At 66.6% G+C, this 11922-nt stretch carries 7 protein-coding genes; all 7 read left to right on the top strand.

From position 1 onward, the window contains the following. The first annotated feature begins 103 nt into the window (after positions 1-103). The 7 genes from HOP12_07065 to HOP12_07035 are packed head-to-tail and all read left to right on the top strand — an operon-like array spanning position 104 to position 11918. On the top strand, positions 104-1543 hold the full coding sequence (locus HOP12_07065) for a hypothetical protein (protein ID NOT33914.1): 1440 nt from the start codon (positions 104-106) through the stop codon (positions 1541-1543). After that, the gene (locus tag HOP12_07060; protein NOT33913.1) at positions 1540-2814 is read left to right on the top strand and encodes a hypothetical protein; all 1275 of its coding nucleotides are present in this window, start codon (positions 1540-1542) and stop codon (positions 2812-2814) included. Before HOP12_07065 ends, HOP12_07060 begins: the two co-directional genes overlap by 4 nt. Before the next feature lie 22 nt (positions 2815-2836). Beyond that, positions 2837-4651 carry a hypothetical protein gene (locus tag HOP12_07055; GenBank protein NOT33912.1) on the top strand — a complete coding sequence of 605 codons (1815 nt, stop codon included), beginning with the start codon at positions 2837-2839 and terminating at the stop codon, positions 4649-4651. Beyond that, a complete protein-coding gene (locus tag HOP12_07050; protein ID NOT33911.1) occupies positions 4648-6402 on the top strand; it encodes a hypothetical protein in 1755 nt (584 codons plus the stop codon). Before HOP12_07055 ends, HOP12_07050 begins: the two co-directional genes overlap by 4 nt. A gap of 13 nt (positions 6403-6415) precedes the next feature. Then, complete coding sequence (locus HOP12_07045) at positions 6416-8338, top strand: hypothetical protein (protein NOT33910.1); 1923 nt, start codon at positions 6416-6418, stop codon at positions 8336-8338. Beyond that, positions 8335-10545 (top strand): hypothetical protein, encoded by a 2211-nt coding sequence (locus HOP12_07040; protein ID NOT33909.1) that lies wholly within the window; start codon positions 8335-8337, stop codon positions 10543-10545. The genes HOP12_07045 and HOP12_07040 overlap by 4 nt, the downstream gene beginning before the upstream one ends. A gap of 26 nt (positions 10546-10571) precedes the next feature. Next, the gene (locus tag HOP12_07035) at positions 10572-11918 is read left to right on the top strand and encodes a hypothetical protein (protein NOT33908.1); all 1347 of its coding nucleotides are present in this window, start codon (positions 10572-10574) and stop codon (positions 11916-11918) included. The last annotated feature ends 4 nt before the right edge of the window (positions 11919-11922 follow it).

Genomic DNA, 11922 nt, shown 5'->3' with positions numbered 1-11922 from the left:
CGTGAGTGCGCCGCCGACCGCCGCACCACCGCCCGCGACCCCGCCCGCGACCCCGCCTGCTTCCGGCACCACGAGCCGGATCGCGGCACGGTCGATCACCGGCATGCGCGCCGTGACGAGCGGCGCTACCGCGGCACCTCAGTCCACCACCACGGCGGTGGCCGCGAGGACGCAGGCCGCAGTCGCAGGCCTCGGGAAGTCGAGTGCGATCCGCAAGTACGACCGGTTTCAGTTCGGGCTCGGTCAGCCCGAGATCGACAAGGGAGCGAAGGGTCCGGGCGCAAGCGCGATTCGACCGTTCAGCGAGGGCGTCAAGACCGAGGACATCAACCTCGACCTGAGCCGGATTCTGAACGTATCGCCGGACGTCTATCAGGATCGGACCGCTGCGAGCGGGGTGTTCTACTACCTGCCGAACTCCTACCACCTGCGCTGGGCGCCCGAAGCCGGCTATGACTTGAAGCAGCTCTACTCGAGCGCCGCGCAGGGCCAGGCGGGCGAGGTCATGATGGCGGCGCGACTCGACGCGAGCGTCGGTCCGCGCGAAGAGCGGGTCGCGGCCGGCATCGTGCGCGACTACGCGCAGCGTCACGGGCTCGTGTTCACCGAGCTGCGGCCGCTCGCGATCGACTCGGTCGCGGTGTCGTTCGCCAGCAGTCTGGGCATCTACGAGATCCCCGCCGACAAGGTCGCCGTGCATGGGCTTTCGGACGTGCTCGGTCAGCTCGACGTGGCGTGGGTGACGAGCGAACGCACGCGCGACTTCATCCTCGAAGCGCTGCTCCAGGACATCGGAGTGAGTGGCAGTGTGACGTTTCAGCCGACCGGTGGTGCGCTCGGACCTCGCCAGGTCGACGTGCGCATGCTGCTGGCCGACGACCAGACGTTCGGGGCCTTCGAGTGGCGGCGCGGCGAACCGTGGCGGAATCAGACCGCCTACCCGATCACGCTTCGCTACCTGCATGCGCTGCGGCATCACCCCGGCAGCCCGGCGGTGGTTCACAGCTGGAGCCTCGGTGAGACGCGCATCGCGCCCGGCGGTGTCGTCAACTGGAATGCCGCGCGCGTGCCGGCGTGGCTCGACGGCGAGGTGCAGCGCTTCTGGCTCGACTACACCGTCGACCGCAACTGCAAGCCGTGCGACCAGCAGGTCGTGAGCGCTTTGACCGGCGGGGTGACCCGCAACGGTTCCACACAGATCACCTTTCACACCCTCACGCCGTTGGCGGACCTCGCGGCGCACGAACTCTCGGTCGAGGTGCGCTCGCGCTTCTTCGACCCCGAGGCGCGCGCCGAGCGGGTGCGAACCACGATTCTCACTCGGGACGGTGCCGAGTTCACGGTCGGCCCGTTGTTCATCGAGGAACGTGACGCGAGTGCCGCGTCCGATTCGCAACCGCTCTTCTATTACCGCCTCTCGGCGGTGCTCAAAGACGGCCAGTCGCTCAAGGGTGCGCAGGAGTGGATTCCGAGTGCTGGTCTGCGCGTTCCGATCGGCCTTCATCAGCTCGAGGCTTCGCTCGGGAGTCTGCCCGCACGATGAGCACCCGCTTCGCCGCCCGCCTCGACGGGACGGCACGTCGAGCGCGACGGGCGCTCCATGCGAGCCTCCTCGCGCTCTCGATTGCGGGCTTCGCGCCGCCCGCGCGTGCGCTCCCCGACCTTCGCAGCACCCGGCCGATCCACGGGCTGCTGGTCTATTCCGACTCGCGCCGCCCGGACCTCTTCTATTACGGGCCCTCGGACCTGCGCATCGCGACCGATCGTGACGGCCAGCCCGATTTTCATTTTCTCGATGCGCGCTATGTCGGCAACGTGACGTCTCGGGATCGGGGTCTGGTGCTGATGCGAAGCGTCATCAGCTTCCGCGTCGAGATGCCGGCTCCGAGTGCCGAGGCACTCGCCGAGGTGGCGAAGAGCCTGCGCACCGGCACCGCGAGTCCCGAGCTGCGCCCGCTTCCGATTCGGCGCCTCGAAGCCGCACTGGTGTTCGCTTCGGTCGGTGCCGGCGGCGATACCACCGAGCACGCGCTGCCCGGGGGGAGGTTCGAAGGCTCGAGCGGTCACGCGAGTGCCTCGGGTGACGCCTACTGGTCCAGTCGCGTGTTCACTCTGACGCTCGACTCGCTCGATGCGCAGGTGTTCCGCAGTGCGATCGAAGCGGGCGAGCTGATCGCGAGCCTCGGCTACGCCTTCGTCGCCGACGGCGTGGCGCCCGACGAACCGCTCATCACGATTTCCGACTCGCGGACGCTTGGGCGTGCCCTGCGCGCGCGGTTCGCGGGTGGTGCCGCGCCGCCAACCCAGCTCACGCAGCTGACGCAGCCGACTCAGCCGACTCAGCCGACCGAGTCGGCACCCGACAGCATGCTGCGCAGGGTGGTCAAGGCCAGTGCGCTTCGCATCGGCATCGATGCGAAGCGGTGGCCCGACCTGATCCGGCGCGTCGATCTCAACGACCGGGTGCCGCCCGGCTACGCGGCACTCGACGTCTACTGCTTCGACTTCCGCGACGAGCTGCGTCCCGACCTCGCGGAGAAGTGGGCGGAGGTGGAAGCGCAGACCGTGCAGGGCAGCCCGTTCAAGCTCGAAGCCGTGTTCCGAAGCGGAGCGCCCGAACTCTATGCCTCGAGCCTGCGCTTTCCGGTCGCGGTGCGCATCGACCGTCCGTATCGCTTTCGGGTGATCGAAGTGCGGCGTGACGGCAGCTCGAAAACCGGCTCGTGGCTCACGGCCACCGGCTGGACCCAGTTGCTCGACGTCACGACCCGAGCCAATCCAAGCGCCGCTCCCGGTGTGAGACCGATTCGATGATCCACTCTCTGCGAGGCCTGCCATGAAGCGACTGCTCTCGACGTTGTTCCTGATCGCCACGGTTGCGTGGGCGGCGCCCGGGCACGCGCTCGTCAAGTACGACGCGGGCACGCGCTCGATTCGTGGCGTCCAGCTGCTTCAGGACGCGACCGATCCCAAGGTCTACTACTACCTGCCGCAGTATCCGCGGCTCGCCACCCGCGAGGACGGCACGTTCGAACTGCTGTGCCTCAAGTACCTGGACGCGAACGGAGGCGCGAGTGGCGGACTGTTCCATGCGCTGATCGAGTTCACGCTGCCGCCCGAATTGCTGGCGCAGTTGCAGGACAGTCTCAAGCTGATCGACAGCGGCGCGCGCATCGCCGGGCCGGTCCCGCTGATGCAGATGGTGAAGGACGGCGAGGAAGGCAAGGGGTCATTCCAGGTCATCTCGTCGCTGCTCGCAGACCGCGGTGACGGCGGATTCACACGCTCCATGGTCGCCTCCGGCACCGCGCCGGTGACGCCGGAGTCGCGCGCGGTCGTCGGCGCCATCCTGTCCGCACAGGGCGCGACGCTGTTGTGGAACTCGCTGACCGGGCCGACCTCCGACGTCTCGGTGGCGATCCATGCGTACTACGAGGCGGCGGTTCCAGGCTACAACGCGCGTGTGACGGCGGACGCCTCGACGGTCTACCAGCACTTCAGCCAGATCGCGAACACCCAGAAGACTTACTCGCGCCGCCAGATCCGCGATGTCGTCGACAAGTTGAAGCACGACGGCACGCTCAAGGTCGAGGTGTTCGATCGCAGCCAGGGCCTTGGAATCAAGAACGACGACATGGCCGGCGTGCTGCAGGTCGTCACCGACAAACTCACGCAGCTCATGTTCGACGCTTCGACCGGCTGGTCGTCGTCGCCGGCGCGCGAGACCGCGGTCGAGTCGAACCAGATCCAGGGACGTCAGGACCGTGGCTGGCTCGCGCGCACGTTCGGTGGCGCCAAGGACACCCAGTACTACACCGACGATCAGTGGGTGCTCAAGAAGCGTCAGGACATCCGGCAGAATACGTTCGTGCTCACGCTGAGCAAGAACTCGACGATCAAGGTGCCGCTCGACACCGCCGGAAACCTCGGCGGCCTCTACGGAGCACTGGGTCAGGACACGCGCTACTTCCGCATCGTGAACCTCGCCGATCCGGCGTTCGAGTTTCGCCCGGTGTTCTTCCAGCTCGACGGCGACGTACTCGATTCGTTCCAGGACGACGTGAACTTCGTGTCGGTGAGCTTCCGCAAGACCTACGCCGATCGGCCGGCGTTCACCAAGTCGATCCAGTTCAGCCGCGCCGAGATCCAGGCCGGCAAGACCGCGCAGACCATCTCGTTTCCGCGCCTCGGCATGACCGGGAACGACTGGACCGGCTACGAATACCAGACGCGCTGGAGCCTGCGCGGCGGGCCGACGCTGTCGGTGCCGGCGAGGGCCGAGGATTGGATCAAGAGCCACGATGCCGCGATCTCGCTGGCGCCGCCGCTCGAGCGCCGCGTGATCGAGATCGAAGCCGATCGTCAGCAGTTCGCGCAGCAGGGGCTCAGCACCGCCGTGGTGGAGTTCGCCTCGACGCTGGCGGGCAAGCCGCGACTGCAGCGCAAGGCGACGCTGCGCGCCACCGACACCGCGCCGACTTCGAAGGTGTCGCTGTATCTCGATCCCAAGTCGCCGCTCGCCTACCGCGTCTCGTGGCACTCGGCCAAGGGCGACCATCTGGGCCGGCTCGGCCTGGTCGAATCCGACTACCTGTTCATCGTGCCACCGTCCAGCGATTCGCTGCGTGCGGCGGCGGGCGGTGGACGGTGAACCTGCGTTCGGCGTGGCGCTGGCCACGCGTGCTGTTCGTGACTGCACTCGCCGTCGCGGCATGCGCCGGCGCCGCAGGCGCGCAGACGGTGCTGATCGATCGCGGTGTGCGGGCGGGGGGCCTGTGGTGCTTCCCGCTCCCGACCGACAGCCTGAGCTATGTGTACGTGCCGGCGGCCGCACGGCTCGCGACCGACGATGCGGGCCGCCCGCAGTTCTCGTTCGTTCGCTACGTCGTCAACGAGCGTCGTGACTCGAGCACTTCGTCCACCATCTCCGAGGCACGCGGCGGCGGCATCCTGACCTTCCTGGTGTTGATCGACACCGATCCCAAACTGGTCGAGGACGCTCAGCGGGTGCTGCGCAGGACGCTCAAGAACGACTCGATCTCGGTGCGCGGCCCGATCGTGTTCCAGGACGGCCGCTACACGCTGGTGTCCTCGATCCTGCAGCCCGGCGGCGCCGCGCGGCCGACGGTGCTGGCGACCGGGCGCGCCCCGGTGCTCGAAGGCAACCGGCTGGCGCTGTCGTTCGACCTCGACGCCGAGCGCGCGACGCTGCTGATGCACAGCTTCACCATGGCGGCGCCCGACATCTCGCTGATGTTCGACATGACGATCGCCGGTCTCACCGAGGCTTACGACGCCGAGCTGACGATCGACTGGTCCGAGGTCAAGAAGCACAAGTCGTTCTCGACCGGTGGCACGGTGTACTACGTGAGTGCCGACATCGAGCTGGCGCTCGACGAGCTGCGGCGCGACAGCGCGATCAAGTTGAAGACCAGCGGCACCAGCGCCTCGATGGAGGCGCTGCTGGCCACGGTCTACAACAAGCTGCTCGAGCTGATGTACAAGCCGGTCAAACCCGAACAAGTTTCGGCCTCCGACCAGAACAACCTCGCCGGCGCGCTCAGCTCGATGTTCCAGGGCAAGGGGGCGTTCTCGAGCCGCAAGACCATGGGTTTCGGCGCGCAGATCGCCTACACGCAGCGCGAGACGCGGACCGAGGGGGCGAGCGTGATGCACTTCGACCATCGCTCGAGCGTCGAGCGGCACGCGCTGATCGCATTCAACATCGGTGACCTGTTCGCGCGCCACGGCGCCGATCCGAACCTGTTCCGCGCGGTCAACCTCGGCGATCCGACCTTTCAGCAGCGCGAGGTGCAGGTCGCCGTCGATGCCGCGTTGCTGCCCGAGTTCGAGCGCTACGTGAACAGCGTCACGGTCACGCTGCGCAAGGATCACGTCAATGGCCAGCAGACCTTGCGCGAAGTGGTGCTGAACCGCACCAACGCGGCGGCGGCGCCGGGGGATCGCAAGCTGATCTACGGCTGGAACGGTGACGACGACCGGCTCGCGTGGCTCGACTACGACTACCGCGCGCGCTGGAGCTTCAAGGGCGGCGGCGCGTTCGAGACCCCGTGGACGCGCATGAACACCCCGATGATCGATCTGTTCGCGCCCTACGAGCGCCGCAGCGTCCAGATGTTGGGTGACGCCGCGACGCTCAAAGCCCGCGGGGTGCGCGCGGTGGTGCTGCAGATCGAATACCCGTTCTTCGGCGAACTGCGCCGTCCGCAAATCGTCGCGCGTCCCGAGGAGTCGCTCGAGGACAAACGCGTCGAGATCACGCTCCCACTCGGTCACCCCGACTACGCGTACACGCTGACCTGGCAGCTCGCCGGCAACCAGCGCCTGACCGCACACCGCCGCGATGGCAGCGGGTTGGTTTTCGTCGATGAACTTCCGTGAACTGGAGGACGACATGAGGATCGGATTCGTACGAGACGCCGCGCGGCGCGTCGCCGTCGCAGTGGCGATCGTGACGCTCGCCGCGTGCGCTGCGCGTCCCGCACGCGCCGTGGTGCTGGACGACGAGAACCGGCTGACGATCACGCTGAAGGACCGCACCGCGGTGACGCTCCTCGGCGTGGCGTCGGGATCGCCCGGTGTGAAAACCACCGAGTACTACTACCTGCCGGCGAATCTCCACCTCGCCACGCGGCCCGACAGCACGCCCGAATTCCTGTTCATCAAGTTCACGACCGAGAAGAAGGTGGATGCCGGCGGGCTGAACGGCGGGCTCGTGCACTTCCTGATGGAGTGGGGGCTCACGCCGGCCCAGGAGGAAGATCTGCGCGCCAGGCTCAAGAGCGTGAACGACAAGGCGGTCGTGCTCGGAGCGGTCCCGATGGAGACCCAGGGCGAGACCGGCTCGTTCCAGATCATCTCGGGCACGCTCACCGACAGCAAGATGGCGGGCACGCTCGCGATGTCCGGAAGCTGCCCGCTGGTTCCCGGCGGGCGGGCGGCGGCTGCCGGCCGGCTCACCGCCGAAGGCGCCCAGCTCCTCGCGACCTCGCTCGAGAAGAGCCGCTCGATCTCGGACGTCTCGATCGGGCTCAATTTCTCCTACACGGTCCTCGCCCCGGCGGTCCGCGCCACCATGACCGTGGACTGGTCCAAGCTCGAGAAACAGGGTGAAACGCTGTCCTCGGACTACACGCGGACCCGGACCGGGACCAAGTGCGGGTTCTGGTCGTGTTCGGGTATCTACGCCTATTCGTATGAAGAGGCGAAGGACCAGTTTTCGTTCCTGGAGGAGAAGCAGGTGGTCCAGGTGCACATCGAGGAGACCGTGGCCGACGAACGTGCAGCCAAGGTGCGGGAGGCGTTCCTGCAGCTATTCCTGAGCGCGATGGCCGAGCCGGCTCCGCCGCCGCCGCCGGCGTCCGACGAGGCCAAGGCGACCTCCCACGAGGCGAAGCAGGGCAGCGCCTACAAGTTCCGCCAGACCTCGCTCAAGACGGCGATGCAGCAGAAGAGCCGCACCTTCCGGCTCACCGCCGCGGTCGCGCTGCGCAAGCCGCACACCCTGGTCGGCAATCTGGGTGAGTGGTACGACGGCGTGCGGGACAACCCCAAGTGCGTCTCGGCTGTGAACCTGAACGACCCGTTCTTCCAGCACCGCGACATTCACTTCATCCTCGATCTCGACGCCAAGGCGATGTTCGAGCAGGAGGCGAACTACGTCACGGTCAACGTGCGCAAGAAGCGCAGTGCCGGAAATGCGTTCGAGGACCGCGTCACGATCGACGAGAAGTACGTGAAGGAGAAGGGTATCGACGCCACGGTGACCTACGCCCGCGGCGAGGACTCGAATCCGGACGCCTACGAGTACCAGACCCAGTGGAGCTTCCGCGGCGGGCGCGTGTGGCCGCCGACGCCGGCATGGGAAAAGGGCAGCTGGGAAGGCGTCACGCTCGCCGCACCGATCGCTCCCCGCACGATCGAAGTGGAAGGAGACCTCGAAGCCATGAAGGCGCGCGGCATCACCCGCGTCACGGTGCAGATCCACTACCCGAAGCTCGGCGCCGAACTCGAGGAGAACATCAGCGTCTCGCCGGCACGCAATGAACCGCTGGTGAGCAAGAAGCTGTTCATGGATCGCGACGCCCGCGGCTACGTGTACCGGCTGATCCTCGATCACAAGACCGAGGGAAAGCTCGCGCTGCCGTGGAGTGCCAAGGCCGGCGACGACTACATCTACGCCGTGATCCCCGAAGGCGTGCTCGAACGCCCCGAGATGAAGGAAATGGCCAAGTCGGCCGCCATGCAGGTGGCGACGAGCGCGAAGGACAAAGTGCTCGCTCGCTTCGACGAACTGATCGGAGGAATCACCAAATGAAGCCCCAGTCGATCGGCACGTCGCTGCGTGCCCTGGTGCTCGCCGTGCTGGCGGTGGCCGTTGCGGCCCCGCAGGCCTCGGCGCAGCAGATCCTGCTCGACAAGCTCGTGAAGGCGGGCGAGCTCACGCTGTTCCCGGACCTCAACAATCCGAGCCTCTTCTACTACGTGCCCGACAAGGTGCGGCTCGCGACCGACGCGAACGGCACGCCGCAATTCTCGTTCCTGCGCTACGTCGAGAACGTGCGCTCGGGCGCCGACCAGGCGGAAGCCCGCGAGGGTGACGGTGGCGGCATCGTGCACGCGCTCGTCACGCTGGGCGTGAGCGACGAGCAGCGGAGTGCGGCTCTGCGTGAGCTGCAGCGCACCCACCCGGGCGCCACCATTCAAGGCCCGATCCTCTTCAAGTCGGGTCGCTTCGGTCTGGTCTCGGCGTTCGCGGATCCCAAGGGGAACCTGACCAAGCAGGTCGTGGGGCTCGGCAACGCGCCGCTGCTGGACGGCGAGAAGGCGGCCGTCTCGATCCAGCTCACCAAGCTCGGCTCCAAGATCCTGTGGGAGTCGTTCAACATGCCGGCTCCCGACGTGAGCTTCCACTTCGAGATGGACATGTCGGGCTACCGCTCTCCCAAGCGCGCGACCATCGACGCCGACTGGTCCAAGGTCTACGAGCACAAGGCGTTCAACGGAGCGATCGCGACCAACATGCTGGCGGCCGAGGTCAGCGCTGCCTACGACGATCTGCGCAGCACCAGCGCCATCAAGGTCACGCAGATCGGCGAAGACGAGAAGATGAACCAGATCGTCGAAGCCGCTTACAAGATGATCCAGGAACGCATGTTCGAGCCGACCGGCGGCACCGGCACGCCGAGCCTCACGGATCTCTCGTCGATGGGGCACGGGAGCCAGCCGAGCCTGCTCGATCGCGCGACCACGCGTCTGAAAGAGGCGCAGGCCGCGACCGAAGCCGAGAACGTCCGCACGCGCGCCGAAAACAAGGACATCGCGGGTCGGAATGACAAGGCGCGACTGGAGCAGGGGAAGGTCGCGGGCGCGACGTTCAACTCACAGCTCGCCGAGCAGACCGCAATCGATGCCGAGTCCGAGGCGGTGATCGCGAAGCGGCGCGCCAAGGTGGCGGCCGAAGAACTCGCGAACGCGAAGGCGGAGCCGGCGGGTGACGACGTGCTCGACAAGGCGGCGAAGGCGGATCCGGCTGAACTTCAGAAGCAGGTGGTCGCGCTGCAGAAAGCAGCCGACGAGGCCCAGGCGCGTGCGACCAAGCTTCGTGCCGACGCGAACAAGCTGCGTGGTGACGCGGCGCTCGCGACCGCCACCGCCGCACCGACCGAGGCGTCCAAGTCCGAGAAGGCCGCACCCACGCTTTCGATCATGGCGTCGCTGCAGATCAAGAAGGTGAAGCAGACGGGCACGTTTCACTTCGACATGAACAAGTACACGCCCGAGAACCTGACGCTGCCGTTCGACGAGAACATCGGGGACCTGCGTCGCCTGAAGAACGACGCGTCGCACTTCCGTCAGGTCAATCTCGACGACCCGCTGTTCAAGCAGCGCGAGCTGGTCGCGATGGTCGACGGCGTGAGCGCTCAGGACTTCGGACAGTTCGTGAACTTCGTGAGCGTGCAGATGCGGAAGAAGCACGCGAGCGGCGAAGAGACGAACGACGAAGTGCGCGTCGACCGCAACAACTTCAACAAGGAAGGCAACAACTTCAAGCTGCTGTACGGCTGGAAGGGCGACGACGATCGCCGGCGCTGGATGGAGTACGAAGTCCAGTCGACCTGGAGCTTCTTCGGCGGCAAGAGCGTCGTCGAACCGTGGCGTAAGGCGAACGCGGGCGCGATCAACCTGGCGCCGCCGATCCGCCGCCGCACGGTGATGCTGGACGGCAACGTCGAGACGCTTCAGCAGTCGGAGGTCCGTGCGGTCACCGTCAAGCTCTACTACGACGTCGCGGGCAGCGAGCAGAGCAAGCAGGTGACTCTGAACGTCGCCAAGGGGCAGATCGCGGAGAAGCTCGAGCTGCTCGCTCCGCCGGACCACACCCAGTACGCGTACGAGATCACCTGGCAGCTCAAGGGCAACCGCTCGGTGTCGTCGCCGCGCCAGACCACGGTGTCCGACATCCTGTATGTCGACGAGCTGCCCGCCACCTCCGCCTCCGGCGCGCTGCCCGCGTCGCGCTGAGCCGACCACTCTTCGAGGAGCACGCCATGACGTTTCCGAGAACATTCCTAGCTGCCGGTGCGCTCGCGGTCCTCGCGATGCTCGGCGCAGCCACGCGTCCGGTGCATTCCGGGCCGCTGGACGCCAGCCTTGCGCCGTTCCCTCCGCTGCGGGCGCCGATGCCGAACTATGTCGGAGTCCGGTATTACAAGTTCTTCCCGGCCGCGAACGGGATCAACGTCGAAAAGGCCGGATCGAGCGCCGCTCTCAATCAGTGGTTCAACGTCGCAGACTTCCACCTGAAGCCGGTCGCGTTCGGCCGTCGCTGGTACAACGGCGAGGTCGCGACCTTCCGCGCCACGGTGATCGACGAGGGCGCTCAGATCGTCAAGCTCCGCGAGTCCACCACGCGCGATGCGTTGATGGCCTTCAACCAGCGCTACAGCGGCAAGCTGGTCGAGAAGCTCGACGAGTACCGGAAGAAGCGCATCGAGCGGGCGAAGGCCGATCTGGGCGTGGCCGAAGCGATGAAACTGGTCGAGGCCGAAGTCGATCAGGTCGGCGCCGACAGTGCCGTCGTGCGTACCGCGAAGGCCGAGACCGAGCTGAAGGACGTGACGACGCAGCGCCAGCAGATCCTGGTGAAGGCCAAGTCCTCATCGTGGTTCCCGAAGGTCGTGTCGTTCGCAAAGACGATGAAGGAAATGCTCAAGGCCACGAGCCCGACGGCGCTGCTCGGCGTCGGGATCGACCTCGCTTCGTCGAATGCGGAAGAGGTGATGACGCTGTTCGTCACCGAGGCGTACCGCGAGGAACTCGCGCGCCTGGACGAGCGCGAAGAGGCGATCACGAAGGCGATCGCCGAGGCCAAAGACGACGCGATCAAGCTGCGGTTGAGCGCAGCGCAGAAGCGACTGGAGGCGGCTCGGATCAAGCTGCTGCAGCGCGGGCTCGAGCGGCTCGTTCTCGCCGGCACCGAGCGCATGGCGATCTCCGAACTCGCCCTCCTGGAAGAGAGCGACAAGCAGGGGATGAAGCTGTTCCAGGAGTTGAGCCGCTACAACAGCCAGCTGATCACCCAGGGCCGTGACCTGCAGCGCAAGGGCAACGACTACCTGCAGACGCTCGACAAGAGCGTGTTCGGGCGGACTCCGGGAATCCTTGCGTGGATCGACCACGACATCAAGCTCGTCCGCGATCGTCGCAGCGGCGACAACGGTGAGTGGCTCACGGTCGCGGACGAGACCCGCAACTACTTCTCGAAACACGCCGACTGGTACCGCATGGAACACAAGATGGTCGCCGACCAGCTCGAGGCGATCGGTGCCGGCAAGCATCTCGCGCTCGTGGACGAGACGGTCCTCGGAACGCTGGACAAACTCGGAATCAGGTGACGGG

It is taken from the genome of Candidatus Eisenbacteria bacterium, assembly GCA_013140805.1.
GTDB lineage: Bacteria > Eisenbacteria > RBG-16-71-46 > RBG-16-71-46 > RBG-16-71-46 > JABFRW01.
This window is presented reverse-complemented; position numbering and strand designations above follow the sequence as displayed.